Source organism: Gemmatimonadota bacterium (assembly GCA_026702745.1).
Lineage (GTDB): Bacteria > JAAXHH01 > JAAXHH01 > JAAXHH01 > JAAXHH01 > JAAXHH01.
In genome coordinates this window covers 43856-62541 of record JAPPBT010000050.1, presented here as the reverse complement: position 1 = coordinate 62541, position 18686 = coordinate 43856, and the positions used below count along the sequence as shown (strand labels likewise).

General features: G+C 63.6%; 15 protein-coding genes. 10 read left to right on the top strand and 5 right to left on the bottom strand.

Annotation, left to right across the window (positions count from 1 at the left end):
- Position 1: 1 nt before the first annotated feature.
- The 8 genes from OXH56_07735 to OXH56_07700 all read left to right on the top strand — a co-directional run bounded on the left by OXH56_07735 (position 2) and on the right by OXH56_07700 (position 10925).
- Positions 2 to 1204 (top strand): acyl-CoA dehydrogenase family protein, encoded by a 1203-nt coding sequence (locus OXH56_07735; protein ID MCY3555197.1) that lies wholly within the window; start codon positions 2 to 4, stop codon positions 1202 to 1204.
- Between the two features lie 103 nt (positions 1205 to 1307).
- The gene (locus tag OXH56_07730; protein ID MCY3555196.1) at positions 1308 to 2099 is read left to right on the top strand and encodes an electron transfer flavoprotein subunit beta/FixA family protein; all 792 of its coding nucleotides are present in this window, start codon (positions 1308 to 1310) and stop codon (positions 2097 to 2099) included.
- A gap of 17 nt (positions 2100 to 2116) precedes the next feature.
- Positions 2117 to 3103 (top strand): electron transfer flavoprotein subunit alpha/FixB family protein, encoded by a 987-nt coding sequence (locus OXH56_07725; GenBank protein ID MCY3555195.1) that lies wholly within the window; start codon positions 2117 to 2119, stop codon positions 3101 to 3103.
- Between the two features lie 57 nt (positions 3104 to 3160).
- Positions 3161 to 5215: a (Fe-S)-binding protein gene (locus OXH56_07720; GenBank protein ID MCY3555194.1), complete on the top strand. Its 2055-nt coding sequence runs from the start codon at positions 3161 to 3163 to the stop codon at positions 5213 to 5215.
- The gene (locus tag OXH56_07715; protein MCY3555193.1) at positions 5202 to 6335 is read left to right on the top strand and encodes a hypothetical protein; all 1134 of its coding nucleotides are present in this window, start codon (positions 5202 to 5204) and stop codon (positions 6333 to 6335) included. Before OXH56_07720 ends, OXH56_07715 begins: the two co-directional genes overlap by 14 nt.
- Positions 6317 to 7615 carry a thiamine pyrophosphate-dependent enzyme gene (locus OXH56_07710; GenBank protein MCY3555192.1) on the top strand — a complete coding sequence of 433 codons (1299 nt, stop codon included), beginning with the start codon at positions 6317 to 6319 and terminating at the stop codon, positions 7613 to 7615. The genes OXH56_07715 and OXH56_07710 overlap by 19 nt, the downstream gene beginning before the upstream one ends.
- A 35-nt stretch (positions 7616 to 7650) precedes the next feature.
- Positions 7651 to 9009 carry a sulfatase gene (locus tag OXH56_07705; protein MCY3555191.1) on the top strand — a complete coding sequence of 453 codons (1359 nt, stop codon included), beginning with the start codon at positions 7651 to 7653 and terminating at the stop codon, positions 9007 to 9009.
- Complete coding sequence (locus OXH56_07700; protein ID MCY3555190.1) at positions 8985 to 10925, top strand: hypothetical protein; 1941 nt, start codon at positions 8985 to 8987, stop codon at positions 10923 to 10925. The genes OXH56_07705 and OXH56_07700 overlap by 25 nt, the downstream gene beginning before the upstream one ends.
- Before the next feature lie 17 nt (positions 10926 to 10942).
- Here OXH56_07700 and OXH56_07695 read toward each other — a convergent pair whose 3' ends face one another.
- From OXH56_07695 to OXH56_07680, 4 genes are all read right to left on the bottom strand, one after another.
- Positions 10943 to 12343 carry a HEAT repeat domain-containing protein gene (locus OXH56_07695; GenBank protein MCY3555189.1) on the bottom strand — a complete coding sequence of 467 codons (1401 nt, stop codon included), beginning with the start codon at positions 12341 to 12343 and terminating at the stop codon, positions 10943 to 10945.
- 52 nt (positions 12344 to 12395) lie between these two features.
- Positions 12396 to 13133, bottom strand: a complete 738-nt coding sequence (locus OXH56_07690) for a hypothetical protein (protein MCY3555188.1) — start codon at positions 13131 to 13133, stop codon at positions 12396 to 12398.
- A 105-nt stretch (positions 13134 to 13238) separates the two neighbouring features.
- Positions 13239 to 13733: a dCMP deaminase family protein gene (locus OXH56_07685; protein ID MCY3555187.1), complete on the bottom strand. Its 495-nt coding sequence runs from the start codon at positions 13731 to 13733 to the stop codon at positions 13239 to 13241.
- Positions 13734 to 14837 carry an AI-2E family transporter gene (locus tag OXH56_07680; GenBank protein MCY3555186.1) on the bottom strand — a complete coding sequence of 368 codons (1104 nt, stop codon included), beginning with the start codon at positions 14835 to 14837 and terminating at the stop codon, positions 13734 to 13736. It lies immediately after the preceding gene.
- Positions 14838 to 15024: 187 nt separating this feature from the next.
- On the opposite strand from OXH56_07680, the gene OXH56_07675 reads away from it, so the two are divergent.
- Positions 15025 to 16689, top strand: a complete 1665-nt coding sequence (locus tag OXH56_07675; protein MCY3555185.1) for a peptide ABC transporter substrate-binding protein — start codon at positions 15025 to 15027, stop codon at positions 16687 to 16689.
- 23 nt (positions 16690 to 16712) lie between these two features.
- Here OXH56_07675 and OXH56_07670 read toward each other — a convergent pair whose 3' ends face one another.
- Positions 16713 to 17603 carry a diacylglycerol kinase family lipid kinase gene (locus OXH56_07670; protein MCY3555184.1) on the bottom strand — a complete coding sequence of 297 codons (891 nt, stop codon included), beginning with the start codon at positions 17601 to 17603 and terminating at the stop codon, positions 16713 to 16715.
- A 295-nt stretch (positions 17604 to 17898) separates the two neighbouring features.
- On the opposite strand from OXH56_07670, the gene OXH56_07665 reads away from it, so the two are divergent.
- Complete coding sequence (locus OXH56_07665) at positions 17899 to 18684, top strand: SDR family NAD(P)-dependent oxidoreductase (protein MCY3555183.1); 786 nt, start codon at positions 17899 to 17901, stop codon at positions 18682 to 18684.
- The last annotated feature ends 2 nt before the right edge of the window (positions 18685 to 18686 follow it).

Genomic DNA, 18686 nt, shown 5'->3' with positions numbered 1-18686 from the left:
TATGGAATTCGAGCTGAGCGAAGAACACAGGATGGTCGAGCGGATGGTGTACGACTTCGCCCGCAACGAGATCCTGCCGTCCATCAGGGAACACGACCGCAACGGCACATTCCCTCACGACCTGCTGCCGAAGATGGCAGCCCAGGGATTCATGGGCATCTGCCTCCCGGTTCGCTACGATGGAGCCGGCATGGACTTCATATCCCTCGGCCTGCTGTCGGAAGGTCTGGAGTGGGCCGACTCTTCCGTACGGGAGACGATCGCGGTCCACCTGGGCCTGCACGCCCTGCCCATCTTCCAATGGGGCACGGAAGAACAGAAGGAACGGTTCCTGCCGCCCCTGGCCACCGGCGAGCATATCGCATGTTTCGGACTGACCGAACCGGGCGCGGGCTCGGACGTGGCCGCCATGGGCAGCCGGGCCCGGAAGGAAGGCGACACCTACCTGGTCAGCGGCGAGAAGATGTGGATCACGCTGTCCGACGTGGCGGACCGCTTTCTCGTTTTCGCCAAGACGAACCAGGAGGAAGGCACGCGAGGCATCACCGCCTTCCTGCTCGAACGGGGGTGGGAAGGACTGACCACCGGCACGATCAAGGGCAAGATGGGGGTGCGGGCCAGCAACACGGGCTGGATCAACATGGACGAGGTCCCCGTGCCCGCGTCCCACCGGCTGGGCGAAGAGGGCGAAGGATTCAAGATCGCCATGTCCTGTCTCGACAACGCCCGCTATACCGTCGCGTCGGGCGCCGTCGGCCTGATGAAATACTGCCTGGAAGCGTCCGTGTCGTACGCCCGGCAGCGCCGGACCTTCGGCCAGCCGATCGGCGACCATCAACTCGTAAAGCAGCTCATCGCCCAGATGAAGCAGCGCATCGACCTGGGTGAACTGGCGGTGCGCAAGGTCGGATGGCTCAAGAACCGTGGCATGCGGAACACCCGGGAGACGAGCATGGCCAAGTGGTACTGCACGGAATCGGCCTTCTCCACGGCCAGCGACGCGGTACAGGTCCACGGTGCCTATGGATACTCCGACGAGTACGACGTGGAACGTCACCTGCGCAACAGCAAGAGTGCGGTCATCTACGAAGGCACGTCGCAGATCCACCAGCTCATGCAGGCGGACTACGAGTTCGGCAACCGGACGGACCGACCGCTCCGGTGCGAGATGCCCGCCTACGATCCGGATTACTGGCAAAACTGACCATATGCGGCCACGTCGACCACTGACCGCGCACGGTCACGGCGACCACTGACCGCGTGCGGCCACACCGGCAAGAAAAGGTACATAGCGAGGTAACGATCACTTGAACATTATCGCCCTGGTGAAGCAGACGCCAGATACGGCGCAGTTGTCCGGCTCCGTGGACGGCCTCAAGCTGTCCGCCGACGGCGGACCCCGTATCGTCAACCCATGGGACGAGTACACGCTGGAAACGGCCATTCAGGCCCGGGAGGAGCACGGCGGAAAAGTGACCGCGCTGTGCCTGGGGCCTCCCGAAGCCTCCGACGCGTTGAAGACCGCCCTGGCCATGGGCGTGGACGAAGCCGTCCTGGTATCGGACCCGGCCATGGCGGACAGCGACAGCCTTGCTTCGGCGCGCATCCTGGTCGCGGCCATCCGCAAAATCGGTGCCTTCGACCTCATCGTCGGGGGCCGGGCGGCGATCGACGGCAATACGGCAGCGACCGCCGTACAGGTCGCGGCCCTGCTCGGCGTACCGCTCGTCTCCTACGTGGCGGAACTGAAGAGCCTGGACCCGTCGGACGGAACCATCTCGGCGGTCAGGTTGCTCGAGAAAGCGCGGGAGACGGTCACCAGCCGGCTTCCGGCCCTGATCACGGTCGTCAAGGAGATCAACGAACCCCGGTATCCGAGCCTCATCGGCATACGCAAGGCGGCACGGGCCAGCATTCCCGTATGGGGCTGCGAAGACCTCGGTCTCGATGCGTCGGGCGTGGGCTCCGGCGCCTCGGGGGTCGAATGGCGGACGGCCCTTCCTCCGGTGCGGGAAGCGCACATCGAAATGATCGATGGCGGCCCCGAAGACGCGGCCAGGACCCTGGTAGACCGGTTGATGGAAGAAAAGGTCATTTAGGCGGGAAAATCGAACGGATGGCAAGCAGCTTACTCGTATGGATTGAACAGGTGGACGGACAGGCGGACCCGATCGCATGGCAGGCGATGGCCGCCGCGGGCAAAGTCGCCGGCGAACTCGGCGGTTCCCTGACCGCCGCCGTGTTCGGTGACGGTGTCGGCGAGATCGCCCGACAGGCTGTCGAGGCCGGCGCGGACCGCGTGTACACCGCCGATGATCCTTCACTGGGCCGCTACCGCGTGGAGCCCTACGCGAAGCTCCTGGCTCGGATCCTGGAGAACGAACCGCCGTCCGAGGTCCTGATGGGGGCGAGTACGGCCGGCCTGGAGCTTTCGGCCTACGTCGCCGCCCTCGCCGATGCGGGCCTGGCGCCGGACTGCACCGACCTGCATGTGGAAGGCGACCGGTTGGTCGCCGTACGCCCCGCGCTGGTCGGCAACCTGGTATCCACCGTGACGTTCAGGGGCACCGGGCATCGTTTCGTCACGGTGCGGCGCAATATCTTCCAGCCGGCGGATCCCGATCCGTCCCGGACCGGGGAGATCATCGAGGTGCCTGCCGTGCTGTCCGAGGACAAGATCCCCACCCGCGTGGCGTCCGTGGAGACCGCGGACGGCACCGTCAGCCTGACCGAAGCAAGCATCATCGTATCGGGCGGCCGCGGCGTGGGCGGACCGGAGGGTTTCCAGCCCGTTCGCGAACTGGCGGACGCCCTGGGCGGCGCCCTCGGCGCCAGCCGGGCCGCGGTGGATGCCGGGTGGATACCCTATGCCCACCAGGTCGGACAGACCGGAAAGACGGTACAGCCCGACCTGTACATCGCCTGCGGGATTTCCGGCGCGATACAGCACCTGGCGGGCATGAAGAACGCCCGCGTGATCGTGGCCATCAACAAAGACGCCGACGTGCCGCTGTACAAGTACGCCCACTACGGCATCGCCGGCGACCTCTTCAGTTACCTGCCCGCCATCGCGGAAGAAGTGAAGAAACGGCTGGGCCGATAGCCCGGACACCGTGCATCGCGTCTTCCTTCGGCGGCACATCGGGATTGCGGGACGCCGATGCTTTCTCCGTACGAAAAGATCCTCTTCGCCCTCCTTGCGGCCGTCTCGCTGTACCTCGCGTCCGTCACCTTCAGGCGCATGACCGGGACGATTATGCGGGGCCGGGGCCGCCTGGCCTGGGATGGTCTTCCAGGCCGGCTGTGGACCGGAGTCAAGGCCCTGGCCGGCCAGAACAACATGATCCGCAACCGGCCGCTGGTTTCCCTCGCGCACACCGGAATTGCGTGGGGCTTCATCCTCTACATGGCGGTCAACCTGGTGGACGTGCTGGAAGGCCTGGTAACCGGCTTCGTTTTTCTGGAGGAAGGTACCGCCGGTCAAGTCTATCGACTGATCGTCGATCTCATGACCCTGGCGGCGGTGGTTGGCATGGCTGCCTTGCTCATCCGCCGGTTCGTCGTGAAATCCGCGGATCTCGCCGTGGCACCCAACGTCAAGCTGCACCACCGGGCCGCCGGCGGCATCCGGCGGGATTCCCTGATCGTTGGGTTTTTCATCCTCGGCCACGTCGGCTTCCGGCTCGTGGGCGCATCCTTCGACATCGCCATACACGGACCGGACCCCTGGCAGCCGGTCGCGGCGCTGGCAGCAGGTTTCTGGACGGGCCTGGAACCTTCCGTGCTGACTTTCGGCCTGCACGCCAGTTGGTGGATCGCCATCGGGCTGGTGCTGGCCTTCCTGCCCTGGTTTCCCTTTTCGAAACACGCCCACCTGTTCATGGGCCCCTTCAACTTGATGACCGCCCCTGAACGGACCAGTCCGGGCGCGCTGGATGCCCTGGATTTCGAAGACGAGACTATCGAGCAGTTCGGCGCGGGCCGGATCACCGACCTGGACCGGACCCATATCACGGACGCCTTCGCCTGCATCATGTGCAACCGGTGCCAGGACGCCTGCCCGGCCTATGCCACGGGCAAGGAACTGTCTCCCGCGGCCCTGGAGGTGAACAAGCGGTATCACCTTCGAGACCACATGAAATCCCTGGCGGCGGGCGGGGATGACACCGAACCGATGCTGGGTTACGCCATGAGCGAAAGCGCGCTCTGGGCCTGCACGGCCTGCGGCGCCTGCACGGAGGCCTGTCCCGTCGGCAACGAACCCATGTTCGACATCCTCGCCATGCGCCGGAACCAGGTGCTGATGGAGAGCGCGTTTCCGAACGAACTGAAAGGCGCCTTCACCGGGATCGAACGGAACGGCAATCCCTGGCAGATGGCGGGCGACCGGATGGAATGGACCGAATCCCTGGACTTCAAGGTGCCGACCGTCGCGGAACATCGGGACTACGACGTCCTGTTCTGGGTCGGCTGCGCCGGCGCCTTCGATCCCGGCGCCCGGGACACGGCGCGAGCCATCGCTAAGGTCCTGCATCGGGCGGGGGTAAACTTCGCCGTGCTGGGAAACGACGAATCCTGTACGGGAGATCTGGCGCGAAGGGCCGGAAACGAGTATCTTTTCAGTATAGCCGCCGAAGGGAACATCGAGACTTTGAACGCCGCGGGTGCCGACCAGGCCGGCCGGAGGAAAATCGTCACGGGTTGCCCCCACTGCCTGCATACCCTCGGAAACGAGTACGGCGCACTGGGCGGCCGTTTCGAGGTCATGCACCACACGCAACTCATCGGCGAACTGGCGAAGACCGGCAGGCTCAAGGTTCAGGGCGAGGCGGAGACGCGCACCACCTATCACGATCCGTGTTACCTGGGCCGCCACGGCGGTGAATACGAAGCGCCCCGACAGGCGCTGGCGGCAGCCCGGCCTTCCCTGGTGGAAATGGCCCGGAGCAGGAACCGGTCTTTCTGCTGCGGCGCGGGCGGCGCACAGGTCTGGAAAGAAGAAGAGGAAGGCAGGGAAGCGGTCAGCGACCATCGCTTCCGGGAAGCCCGGGAAACCGGGGCCGACACCCTGGCCGTGGGCTGTCCCTTCTGCGCCAGGATGATGAACGACGCCAACAAGCGGGCCGGCGAACCCATGCGGGTCCGGGATATCGCCGAAATCGTGGCGGAATCCATTCAAGATGAGCGGGAGCGCACGCATCATGACGACCGTTAACGAACGCATGGTCTTCCTGGACGGGTCCAGGCTGATCATCGAGGCGATGGCCCGGGCCGGCGCAGGCGCCTACATCGGGTATCCCATCACGCCCGTCAACTGGCTCTTCGCGGGCGCCAAGCAGCGAATCCCCATCGCCCTCGAAGCGCCGGACGAGATCACGGCGCTGCAATGGGCCGCCGGATTCTCCTCGTCGGGCGTGTTCCCGGTCACGGCCTCCGCTTTTCCCGGCTTCGCCCTCATGATCGAATCGATCAACATGTCCTTCATGATGGAACTGCCCATGGTCATCATCCTCGCCCAGCGGCTGGGCCCGAGCACCGGATCGGCCACGACGGGCGGCCAGGGAGACCTGCTCCTGCTCCGGGGATGCATCTCCGGAGGGTATTCATTACCGGTATTCTGCCCTTCGAACCTGCAGGACTGCTGGGACATGGCCGCGGCCAGCGTGCACACGGCAGTGAACCTCCGCACCCCGGTCGTATTGCTGACCTCGAAGGAAATGGTCATGACCAACCAGAACATGGACATTTCCGTCCTGAAGGAAGTTGAGCGCGCGGAACGCCACATGCACGAAGGGAACGGGCAATACAATACCTACGGGGTTAATGGAAACATGGCGCCGCCCTTTCTGCCCCTGGGCAACGACCTGCACCAGGTCCGGCTGAACTCATCGACGCACGACATGGAAGGCATCACCCAGAAGAACAGTCCCGAGGCCCTGGGCAATACCGAGCGGCTCAAGAACAAGATCGAACAGAGCGTCGATGAATACACCTACTTCGAACACGATCAGGACAAAGACGCCGATACCGTCATCCTGACCTACGGCATCTCGGCGGAGGCTGCCCGGGAGGCCGTCGGCCTGCTACGTGCGGGTGATGCATCCGTATCGCTCCTGGTCATGAAGACGCTGCTGCCGGTACCTCCTCGCATATACGAACTGCTTTCGGCATACCGGCACGTCGTCGTCGTCGAGGAGAACATCGTCGGCCTGTTGCGGGAACTGCTCTACGGAAACCGGCAGCACGACCGGATACACGGCGTGAACAAAATCGGCCACATGATCACCCCGCAGGAGATCGCGGAAGGAGTAAGGCAATGCAGGAAACCATCCTGAACGACCTGAAAATGCCCTACTGTCCGGGCTGTGGTCATACGGTCGCCAACAAGTCCATGAGCAAGGCCCTGGCGGACATGGGCGTGCACCCCCTCGACGTCATCGTGGTGAGCGACATCGGCTGCACGGGGCTCGTAGACCCGCTGCTTACCTGCCACACGATTCACGGACTCCACGGCCGGGCGGTCGCCCTGGCCATGGGCATCCGCATGGGACTCGAGCATCCGGACAAGAAGATCATCGCCTTGCAGGGCGACGGCGGCGCCACGATCGGACTGCAGCACCTGCTCGAGGCGGCCCGGCACAACCTGGACCTCACCCTCGTCGTGCAGAACAACATGGTCTACGGCATGACGGGCGGCCAGATCAGCGGGCTGTCTTCCACCGAGTTCAAGGAGCCTGGCCGGCCCGAGACTGCCGTGCCGGGGTACGACATCTGCGCGCTGGCCCACAACGCCGGCGCGGCCTATACCGCACGGACGTTTATCGGCAAGGATACGGCCGAACTCTGGAAGGAGGCCCTGTCCACGCCGGGATTCTCGCTTATCGAGATCGTGGAAATGTGCCCGGCGTACGGCATGCGGAAGGTCCAGGAACTCCACGATACGGCGGACTACGAAAGCGTGGTGACGAGGAACCCGCGCGCGGCCGGCCTGCCGCACAAGGCGATGGGACGGTCCCTGCTGGACGCGTTGAAACCGATCGAACACACCTGCGAGGCGCCGCTCGACGGCCGCCTGGAAATCATCGTCGCGGGTTCGGCCGGCGAGGCCATCCAGTCCGCGGGGGACCTGCTCTCCACGGCGGGCATCACCGCGGGCCTTTCCGCCACCAAGAAGGGCGACTACCCCATCACCATCGGCACCGGGTTCTCCGTGGCGGAGGTGATCCTCTCCCGGCAGCCGGTTCACTACACCGGGATCGACTGTCCCGACATCATGATCGTCATATCGCAGGACGGACTGGACAAGGTCCGGTCCCGCATCGGCGAACATACCCTGGTGATCGCGGACTCGAAACTGGGTCCCGAGCTTGCGGAGCTGACCGGTCCGAACGGTACCATCGGGTCGATCGGTGCGTCCGGGCCGAACGGTCCAATCAACCTGGTGACCCGGGACTTCCGGAAGGCGGGTGGATCGAAAGGCGCCGCCCTGGCCGCCATCGCCCACTGGCTCCAGGACAATGGGTTTCTGCCCATCGAAGCCCTCATCGAAGCCGCCAGCCGCCACAAGCACGGAGACAAGATGAAGGTCATCATCGACCAGGCCATCGCGGCCTAGCGGTTCTCACTTACCCAGGATACCGGTAATCCTCCTTGCGCATCGTCTTCTTCGACATCGACAGCCTGAGACCCGACCACCTGGGTTGCTACGGCTATGGCCGGCCGACCTCGCCCGCCATCGACGAGATCGCCGCGCAGGGGATGCGTTTCGACCGGTACTACTGCGCGGACTCTCCCTGCATGCCGTCGAGGCACGGATGGATCACCGGCCGTTTCGGGATCAACAACGGCGTGGTGACCCACGGCGGACCCGCATCGAAGCTTCAAATAATCGAGCAGCAGTACGGCGGACCCGACGAGCGGAACCAGCTGGTGCAGAGAAGACTGCGCCAGCACGGATATGACACCGTCTGTTTCTCCAACTTCCCCACGCGGCACTGCGCGACCTGGTTCGGGCTGGGCTGGTCGGAGTTCCATTCGCCCAACCTGAAGACGGGATCGGAGACGGCGGACGAAGTCAACGAGGCCGTGCTCCGCTGGATCGCCGCGAATGGCGAGCGGGACGATTTCCTGCTGTACATCAACTACTGGGACCCGCACCGGGTCTACGAAGCACCTCGCGACGGGTTCGACCGCATGGCGGCACATCCGTCGGCGGTGGACTGGCCCGATGAGGAAGCGATACGCGGCCACCAGGATGTCGACGGCTGGTTTACCGCGTCCCACCTCTTTCCCGAGGATCGGCCGAGTCCCACGCCGAACATGCCGGACGCCATCCGGAACACGGACGACCTGAATCACATGGTGACCGGGTACGACGCGGAGATCCGCTACACCGACCATCACGTTCAGCAAGTGCTGGACGCCCTGGGTGACCTGGGCGACCTGGACGACACGGCGGTCATCATCTCGGCGGATCACGGCGAGGCCATGGGGGAGCACGGCATCTACGGCGACCACGTATGCGCCGACGAATGCATACACCGCATCCCGCTGATCCTGAAATGGCCGGGGGTTACGCCGCCCGGATCCACCTGCGACGATCTGCTGTATAACGTGGACCTGAGCGCCACGCTCATCGACCTGGTCGGCGGCGAAGTACCGGAATACTTTGACGGGCGGTCCTTCGCGGAAGGACTCGCCACCGGACAGTGCCGCCTGCACGACTACCTGGTCTGGGGTCACGGCCTGTACACGCTGCAGCGGGCGGTGCGGACACCCGATCACCTCATGATCAGGACCTACGACGACTTCGGATACCAGTTCGCCCCGGTGGCCCTGTACGATATGGTAAGCGACCCGTACCAGACGCGGAACCTGGCCGGCGATGAGCCGGAGATCCTGCACAGAATGGATCACTGTCTGTCGGAGTGGCTTCACGAACAGCGGGTCAAGCCCTACGCCATCCCCGATCCCCTGGAGGTCGTGTGGCAGGAACGCCAAACTCCGTAATCACGTCCCGGTCCCTCGCCACGGGGCTGGTCCTGGCCATCGTCCTCAACATCTGGGTGACCTACGGGACTTATATCCTGCACTCGTCCCGCATGTCGGTGGCCCACCTGCCCATCTCCGCCCTGGCCCTGTTCCTGCTCGTCGTCTTCGTATACAATCCCGTCGTCCGGGGTATTGCCCAGCAGGCCGCCTTCACCGGCCGCGAGCTGGCGCTGATCTTCTGCATCCTGCTCATTTCGAGCCTCATACCGGGCAAGGCCTTCGTTTCGTATTTCCTGACCATCATTTCGACGCCCTTTTATTTCGCCCAGCCCGAGAACCAGTGGGCGGAACTGTTCCACCCCTATCTGCCGGGATGGCTCGTGGCGAGCAACCAGAACAACGCCATGGGGTGGTTCTACGAGGGACTGCCCCCGGGCGGAACCATTCCGTGGTCGCCCTGGATCATACCCGTCGCCTGGTGGATGAGTTTTTTCGTAGCCATTTTTGTGGTCGGCGCCTGCGTGGCGACCATATTCCGGAAACAGTGGGTGGATTACGAGCGGCTCACCTTTCCCCTCGTGCAGGTCCCCCTGGAGCTCATCGCCGGGGACCAGACGGTCGGCCGCTGGCCGAAGCTGGTCTACGACCGCCTCTTCCAGATCGGATTCGGCCTCGCGCTGGCCATCGCCATCTGGAACATCTTCTCCTTCGCCCTGGTCGTTCCGCAATTGCCCGTGGGCACCTTCTTCGAGACGCCGCTCCAGTTGAGCCCCATGTTTCCTGCCATCCCCCTGCGCATCAGCCCCTACATGCTCAGCTTCGGATACTTCATCAACGTCGACATCCTCCTGAGCATCTGGGTCTTCTTCATGCTGGGGCTTTTCGAGATCGGCGCGCTGAACTACATCGGCCTTAACACCGAAGGCGGAGGACCGGGCGGCGACGGCGGCGTCAACGCCCAGTTCTTCGGCGGGTTCCTCGTCTACGTGGGCTACGCCCTGTGGTCCGCACGCAGCCACCTGGCGGGGGTTTTCAGGAAAGCGATCGGACGAAACGCCGGACTGGATGATTCGAAAGAACTCGTATCCTACCGGACGGCCGTCATCGGGTTGCTGCTGGGATCCGCCTTCATCTGCGCCTGGCTGTACCAGTCCGGACTGTCCCTGCCGGTAATGGCGGTTTTCCTGGCTTTCTTGTTCGTGCTATACTTCGGTACCACGAAAGTCATCGCCGAAACAGGGGTGGTGTTTCTCGACCTGCCCGTGAACGCGCACCAGATCACGGTGCTGTCCCTGGGATCGGGGAACGTGTCGGGACCCAGCCTGACGTCATTGGGCCTGGCGAGCGCCTACGCGCGGAACTGGCGGGGACTGGGGATGGGATCGGTCGTGCTGGCCGACCGCCTAACCGACGGTTTCTGGCCGCGGAAGAAGGGGCTGCTGCTTGTGCTCTCCGCCACCTTCCTGGTCAGCATGGTAACGGCTGTTTCCTATACGATTCAGGCGGGATACACTATCGGTGCGTACAACTTCGGCGGAGGGGCGTTCACCAATCTCAACACGCACTACTACGACGAGATCGTGACCTGGATGAAGAACCCGCTGTCGCTGGGACAGAACGAGCCCTGGTTCATGGCGGGGGGCGCGGTGATCTTCCTGGTCCTGCTGAAATTGAGGCACTGGCTGGTCTGGTGGCCCCTCGCCCCGGTAGGATTCGCCATCTGCTTCGCCAGCAATATACGGGACTCGATCCTGTCCGTTTTCCTCGCCTGGCTCGTCAAGTTCATCCTGCTGAAGGTCGGGACCGGCGCCTACCGCACGGGCCAGCGGTTCTTCCTGGGCGTGCTGCTAGGCTACACCCTGGGCATCGTCCTGTCCTTCATCGCGGACGCCCTGTTCTATCCCGGACAGGGTCATATGATACACGACTGGTAGCGGTCGGGAACCGGCTGCTAGTACGTACTCTTCGCCGTCGTCAGGGGACACCACCGCGAGGCCTGCAACCAGTGCAGCAGCGTGCGCAGGGCTTCCGGCGTACCGATCTGTTCGAGGGCGATGGCGGCCTGGCCCTGCACGTACCTGTTTTCATCGTAACACGCGTCCGCGAGTTGTGGAATGGCCACCTGGGCATCGTCCCCGAACCGGGCCAGCGCGTAGGCGCTCCTGGAGCGCACCTGCTCATCCTCGTCCTTCATCATGCCAATCAGCGCGGGAACGGCCGAATCCGCGGCCAGCTTCATCTGGCCGAGGGCATCGGCCAGGTTCTGGCGGACAAAGGGTGACGGGTCGTCAGACAGACCCGCCAGGCGCGCCGCTACCGACGGGTTGCCGTGCCGGATGTCTCCAAGGGCGTAGACCGCATAGCCCCGGATCCGCTCGTTCCCATGCCCGAGCAGGGAGACCAGCGGTTCGACGGCCGCGGCACCCAGCGCGCCGAGCCCATAGCACGCTTCCCGTCGGACCTCGTCCCGTTCATGCTGGAGCGCTTCCATCAGGTGGGGCAAGGCAGCCTCCCCGCACTCCGCCAGGGTATAGGCCGCGTGCAGGCGCTTCTGCTCGAGTTCGTGGGTCAGGTCGCCGGCGAGCGACTCGACGTCCTCCCCGCCTTCCTGCCGGGTCCCGGCCGACCCGTTTCCGGCGAGCCAGTGCCACATGTTCCGCCACATGGCGCTCCGGGGATCTTCCGACAGATCGCCGAGGTCGATATCTTCGCGCTGCCGGTCCCACCCGGGGCGATCGGGCTCCGACATCCGCGTAAACTGGAACTTCATCATGTACCGGACCTTGTCCGTCTGGTTCGGATACGCCCGGTGCCAGAGGTCGAAGTGAATGATGGTAACGGTGCCTGCCTTGCCGCTCGCGGGGAACCCGTCGGGAACGGACCCATTCCCGCCGACGGTCTCCTCGCGGGACTCGATATAGTGGCTTCCCGGGATCACCCCCGTCGGACCGATTTCCACCGGGGTGTCCTGGGGATAGTACATGGCCATGATCCAGCGCGGATGGTGGTCCCGCACCTTGGTGTAACCCCAGTAGCTGTCCTTGTGCCAGGCGCCTCCCCGGCTGTTCGGCGGGTTCACGTGCGGGTGGCGGTGGGCGTGCATCACGTAGTCCGGTCCGAGCAGGCTCGTCAGCGCGCCCTGCACCTTGGGATCGTCGTAGACCTGCTGGATCTCGGGCACGCGAGGCAGCAGGTTGTTCCCCGGATTCCCGTCTTCGTCGATGATTGCCTTCGTTTTCTCGTAGATGTCATCGTGCAACGCGACCGGCTTGTCCACATTGATTACGTGATAGCCGTTCACGATGAAGTCGCGCATGGCGTCATCGTCGAAAAGGTAGGATCTGTCCACCATGATTCACTGCTCCTTTTTGGCATGGCTCCATTATGGCATGGATTCTTTCAGTTCATCCATCAGTAAAGCAGACCGACATATCTTCAAGAAACGCTTCAGGTTCCACGGGATTGAACCGGCTATCAAACCCCGGCCGGGAGGTTGCGTTTAGTTCGTGATCCGGCTCCTGGGTTCGACCGGGCAGACGTTCCAGGCTTTCCCGGATGACGTCCGCGGCGGCCCCCGATGCCCGGACTTCCAGGTTCCCAGCCTCGCAGTCGTAATACCAGACGGATTTAAGCCTTCCGCGCAGCAGTCTGTACGCATAATGCGAAAGCGGTTTATCCACGGTTCCGGGCATGAATGTAGACGGCCAGAAAAGACGGTTGACCTGGAGGCGGAAGGCCGCCTCGAGCATGCCGGCCGGCGTCGCCGGACAGAGATGCCAGTTGGTCTCCGGCCAGACGTCGAGCCATCCCCAGGCACTTCCCAACTCCGGGATGGTAAGGTCCTGGTCACCGCTTCGCGTGTGCACGCGCCCATTCCGTCCCCCGATAAACGCGTGATGCTGGGGATAATTAAAGAACTCGCCCCCTTTCGAGCGGAGGCAGTCGTAGAACCCGGTCGCCAGGCCGAGGACGGCGCCGGCCAACCCGAACACGCCGTCTTCCAACCGGGGTGAGACCAGTCCCACGCGATCCTGAGGATGGTAATCGGGATACGCTTCGGAAAAGGACAGGACCTTCGTTTCCGTGTCCTTCCTCCGGCGATAGACGAAGTCCGACTGCGTAATGCGTTCGGTGGTATGCAAAACGTCACCCGGTTCGCACGTTCAATGGTCCTTGTTGATTCGCCGCGTAATTTCCGGAATGGCCGGCTGCGCGTCAAGCAGAATATCCCTCGGCTCACGGGGTTGTCAGACCGTATGCACGACGGTCTCCGGATGCTGGTCCAACTTCAATTCGACCATTTTGATACCGGATTCTCCCACCAGCCACTCATACACCTCTGCGACGGACTTCGTGTAGGCGTACTCCTCCGCATAGACCACCCGGCGGATCCCCGCCTGGATGGACTTTTTCAGGCAGCCCAGGCAGGGCTTGTTGGTCGTGTAGAGCGTGGCGCCGCTCGTGGATGACCCGTGGCGCGCGGCGAAGACGATGGCGTTTTCTTCGGCGTGTATACAGATGCATTCGTCGAGGTTCGCCCCGGACGGTCCGTCCGAGTTGCACCGCCTGCATCCGCCGTCGAAGCAGTTGGGAATGCCCATGGGAGTGCCGTTGTAGCCCGTGCTGGTGATGATCTTGTCGTTCACGATCACAGCGCCGATGTGCCGGCGTATGCAGTTCGATCGCGCCGAAACGGCATAGGCGATGCGCAGGAAATACTCGTCCCAGGAGATCCTGTCCATTTACTGCTCCTCCACCGGTTGAGATCCTTTCAGGAACCGCTTGTAGTACGAGTGGGCCAGGAAAGTCACCGGCAGCGCGATCAGCAACCCGAGGATACCCAGCAGTTTTCCCCAGATGGACAGGGAAAGGAGGATCACGGCCGGATTGAACCCGGTCGCCCTGCCCATGATCCTGGGCACCAGGATGGCGTCCTGGATGACCTGTACGACGGCGAACACGGTCAGGACGAGGATGAGCATGACCCAGATGCTTTCGCCGGCGCCCAGGGCCCCGACAATCGCGAACAGCACCGCCGGGATGAGGCCCACGACCTGCAGGTAGGGCACCATGTTGAGCAGCCCGATGAAAAGGCCCAGCAATATGCCCATGGGCAGGCCGATCAGCCAGAAGCCCAGCGCGAAGAGCAGGCCGACGATGAAGGCGATGAGGGCCTGGGCGCGGAAATACACCCGCATGGCCCTGGTAAAGTCCGATACGACGTCGAGGACGACCTTCCGGTACTGATCGGGGATCAGGTCCTTCCAGCCTTCGGAGATCTCGTCGAAGTCCAGCAGGATGAACACCAGGTAGAGCAGGATGACGATGATGACCGCAAGACCGATGACGAAGCTGATGGTGCCTGAGAATACGCCCCATATGCCGGGCAGGACCTGTTGAAAGAACAGCCGGATGTTCTCGAAGTTCAGCAGTTGGACCAGTTCTTCGAAGCGGACCAGGTCCGCGATGTACATCCTGATTTCCTCGGGCACATAGTCCTGAAGTCTCGCCTGCCACTGGTCCGCGTCCACCAGCCCGGAGAGCAGCCGCTGCATCTGTGCGACTTCGGACACGACCATCGGGATCAGAACGGAAAGGAACAGGATCACGGCCGCGAGAATGATCGTCAGGCTCAGCAGTACAGAGATGATTCGGTGCTTGAAGGGCAGTTTCCGTTGCAGCCAGGAAGTCAGGGGATTGATCAGATAGGCGAGCAGCAGTGCGACGGCGAAGGGGATGAGCACATCGCTCAGGTAGGCGATCAGGGTGATCAACAGCCAGATCACGCCCACGGCGATGGCGATGCGGACTACGCGGTCGAAGGTAAAGGTACTTTCGGACAGCATGAGCATGACCCGGGACTGAACACCGATCTTGACGGAAACGCCGTGTAATCAAGTAGGCGCAGGGATGGAGGATGTCAAGCAAATACAGGACGACGGACAATCTCTTGACCAGCCTTCGACGGCGGGTCTATATTGACCACGCATTGACAGTAGAGACGATTCAAATACACCTTACCCCGGAACCTCCATGCACAAGGTACTTTCCGTCCTGCTGCCGACCGCGGCCTTCCTGCTGCCGGCCGCGGCCGTCCTGCTGCCAGCCGGAATCTCCCATGGCCAGTACACGAATTCCGTCGGTGTCGCGCTGCCAGCTGACGCGGCGGCGCCCGACCAGCAGGTTTTCCGGGTAATGAGCCCGGAACCGCGCAGCCTCGACATCCAGATCAATCTGTACGACGGTGAATCCACGCTCCTGCCCTTCGAAACCCTGCTTATCAGGGACGAGTTGTGGCAACCCATACCAGGCGCCGCCACCCACTACGACGTCTCCGACGACGCCATGGAATGGACGTTCCACCTCCGGCCCGGCGCCCGGTGGAGCGACGGCAGGCCCGTAACGGCCCACGACTTCGTTTTCGCTTTCAGGCGCATGCTCGATCCGGCCAACGCCAATCCCTACGCTTTCTTCTACTACGATATCAGGAACGCGAAGGCCATCAGTCTCGGTGAGATCACCGACCTGACCCGGCTCGGGGTCCGCGCCGTCGACGATCTCACGCTCCAGGTGGACATGGAGCACAGCGCACCCCACTTCCCCCACGTGGTGTCCTTCGGACTGGCCTACCCCGCGCCGCGCTGGGCCGTGGAAAAACACGGCCGAAAATGGACCGAGGTCGACCGCATCGTGTCGAACTCCGGTTTCAGGATGGCCGAATGGGCAACAGGGAGCCACATGACCTTCGTCCCCGATCCCATGTACAACGGCCCCCACAAGCCCCTGCTGGAAAAGGTCATCCATCCATTCCGCTATGCGGCGGCACAGACCGTCCTGGCCTATGAGAACAACGAGGTGGACGTGGAGACCGTCGATATCAACGACATGGACCGGATCGAACGGCATCCCGTACTCAGCCGGGAACTCGTGAAGACCCCGGGAAGAACGACCTGGTACCTGTTCTTCAAGGTGGCGGGACCGCCGTTCAACGACATCCGCGTGAGAGAAGCCTTCGCCAGGGCGCTGGACCGGGACGCGATTTGCAGGGTCGTCCTCAGGGGCGCGGCGGCGCCGGCCTATTCCATGATGCCGCCCGATTTCAAGGAATACAACGGCGACGCGATGAGACCCTATCAGGACTTCGATCCGGCTCGCGCGAAGACGCTGATGAGGGAGGCAGGCTATCCGAACGGCAGGGGGTTTCCGAGACAGGAAATGTGGCTGCGCGCGCCGACGCCATCCATGAAGATGGCCGGCGAGGCCATTCAGAGCATGCTGCTGGAACACCTGGGGGTGGATGTCACCGTTCGCACGCTCGACAGGACGGCCTACATGAGCAAGCTGTACAACTGGGAAATGGACTTCGGCTTTCTGCGGTTCGTCGCCGACTACATGGATCCGCGCAACATGCTCGACATGACGTGGCACTCTCAGCCGAAAGGCGCGGGACGGCACGACTGGGCGCAGCCCGAATTCGACGCGCTGGTCGAGAGCGCCGGGGCCGAACTGGACCCGGTCATGCGAACGGACCTCTACAGGCAGGCGGAGGAGATACTCGTGAGGGACTATGCCGCCGCCTTCGTCTTCCATCCCCTGACGCTTCAGCTCCGCAAGTCCAACCTCAAGGGCTATTCCAGGGATTACGACGGTATCGTGGGCGCCCTCATGTATTCCCGGCTATACAAGTCCAGGGAGTAGCGAAGAGGGATTCCGAATACGGTTCAGGCCGCGGGATCCGGACAGGCGACCCGCAACGCGCCGGGCACCGCGATGATCTCCGCCGGCGTCTCGCCCACGGGCTCGCCGTCGGCGAACATTACGACCGGCCGCTCCGTTTCCATGCTCAGCCTGGCCGTCCTATAGGAGAAGATGCCGGGGTGGGTCAGGTGCCCGCCCCAGTAGACCCGGGGAAACACGCGCAGGATACGGCTCGCGCTCATCATGCGCACGAGGCAGATGTCGAGGGCCCCGTCCGCCGGGTTGGCGTTCGGCGCGATCCTGATCCCGCCGCCGTAGGTGCTGGTGTTCCCGGTGGCCGCGAGCAGGACTGTCTGGTCGATGGTGCCGAAGTCCCCGGTCATGCGCAGCGCCACGCCCCGATAGACCCGCAGCATGCGCGCCAGGCCCCACAGGTAGGCCGCCGTGCCCTTGAACGGGACCTGCCCTTCGTATACCAGCCTTGCCACCTCCGAATCGAATCCCAGCGTCACCACCGTCCCGAAGTACCGGTCGTTCACCTTGCCCAGGTCGAAGGGACGGACATGACCCTGCAGCAGGAGGGCTGCGGCCTTCTCGGGCGCGGACGGTATCCCCATCGCCCGGGCGAAATCGTTGCCGCGTCCGCAGGGCAGGATGCCGAGGGCGACGTCCGTCCCGGCCAAAGCGTTCACCACCTCGTGAACAGTTCCGTCGCCCCCGCAGGCGGCGACGCAGGCATATCCCGCGTGCACCGCTTCCGCCGCGAATGATTCCGCCTCGCCCCGGGCCGAGGTAGGACGGATCTCGACGGCCCCATGGTTCTCATTTAAAAGGTCCCGCACCCGCTCCGCGTACCTCATGCCGCGTCCATTGCCCGATGTGGGATTCGCGACGATAAGCGTTTTACCCGTCATTTACACCCTCCCGGCGTAATCCACCGCGCTGCCACCCGCACGACGCAACCCATCCCGGGCGCCGGATTCGCCTGTCCGGGCCTGGTCTGCCCAGAACCCGGATATGTCCGTCCTTGCTCGAATACGCCCGTCCGGTCCGGGGCCGAACACCTTGACAGGGGCAAGCCCTCGTCCTAAGATAGTGGGCCGGCCGGATAAAGCCAATGCAACCAACTGGATTGACGGGCGCGTGGACGAAAATCGGGCATGGTATTACCCGCACAAGGACGTAAACACCGACATCCCGGACCACGGTATGACCGACTACAGAAGCCTCTTCGATTTGACCGGCCGCAGCGCGCTGGTCGTCGGCGGCGGAAGCGGCATCGGCCGGAGTTCGGCCCGGTGCCTGGCCCAGTTCGGCGCGCACGTAGTCTGCGCGGATGTACGGCAGGAGGCCGCGGAATCCGTCCAGGGAGAGATACGCAAGGACGGCGGCTCGGCCGATGCGGCAGTGCTGGACATGCGCGATACCAGCCAAATACAGCGTGTGCTAGACCGGATTCCTCCCCCGGACGTCCTCGTCAGCACACCCGGCGTAAACATTCGCAAACCGCTCCTCGAGTACACCGACGAGGAGTACGACCAGGTCGTCGATCTCAACCTGAAAGGCACCTTCCGCCTGGTGCGCGAAGTCGCCCGGTCCATGGCCGACAACAGCGGGGGCAGTATCATCGTCTTCTCGAGTATCCGGTCACAGGTCGTAGAGCCCGGCCAGGGCGTCTACGCCGCGACGAAGTCCGGCGTGGTGCTCATGATCCGTGCGCTGGCGGCCGAACTCGCCGACCGGGGCGTGCGGGCCAACGCCATAGCCCCGGGTGTGGTGGACACGCCGCTGACCGCCCAGATCAAGCAGCACCCGGATTGGTACGGCGCGTATGCCGACAAGACGATGCTCCGGCGATGGGCCAGGCCGGATGAAATCGCCGGGGCCGTCCTCTACCTGGCTTCGGACGCCAGTTCCTATACCACCGGTTCCGTCATGTTCGTCGACGGCGGGTGGACGGCGGTGGACGGCCGCTTCGATCCCTTCGGCGGCTGACC

Bases quoted from the DNA above. Each gene is read 5' to 3' on its own strand.
- OXH56_07735 (MCY3555197.1), top strand. From the start codon at position 2: ATGGAATTCGAGCTGAGCGAAGAACACAGGATGGTCGAGCGGATGGTG.
- OXH56_07725 (MCY3555195.1), top strand. From the start codon at position 2,117: ATGGCAAGCAGCTTACTCGTATGGATTGAACAGGTGGACGGACAGGCG.
- OXH56_07720 (MCY3555194.1), top strand. From the start codon at position 3,161: ATGCTTTCTCCGTACGAAAAGATCCTCTTCGCCCTCCTTGCGGCCGTC.
- OXH56_07715 (MCY3555193.1), top strand. From the start codon at position 5,202: ATGACGACCGTTAACGAACGCATGGTCTTCCTGGACGGGTCCAGGCTG.
- OXH56_07710 (MCY3555192.1), top strand. From the start codon at position 6,317: ATGCAGGAAACCATCCTGAACGACCTGAAAATGCCCTACTGTCCGGGC.
- OXH56_07695 (MCY3555189.1), bottom strand. From the start codon at position 12,343: ATGGTGGACAGATCCTACCTTTTCGACGATGACGCCATGCGCGACTTC.
- OXH56_07685 (MCY3555187.1), bottom strand. From the start codon at position 13,733: ATGGACAGGATCTCCTGGGACGAGTATTTCCTGCGCATCGCCTATGCC.
- OXH56_07680 (MCY3555186.1), bottom strand. From the start codon at position 14,837: ATGCTGTCCGAAAGTACCTTTACCTTCGACCGCGTAGTCCGCATCGCC.
- OXH56_07675 (MCY3555185.1), top strand. From the start codon at position 15,025: ATGCACAAGGTACTTTCCGTCCTGCTGCCGACCGCGGCCTTCCTGCTG.
- OXH56_07670 (MCY3555184.1), bottom strand. From the start codon at position 17,603: ATGACGGGTAAAACGCTTATCGTCGCGAATCCCACATCGGGCAATGGA.
- OXH56_07665 (MCY3555183.1), top strand. From the start codon at position 17,899: ATGACCGACTACAGAAGCCTCTTCGATTTGACCGGCCGCAGCGCGCTG.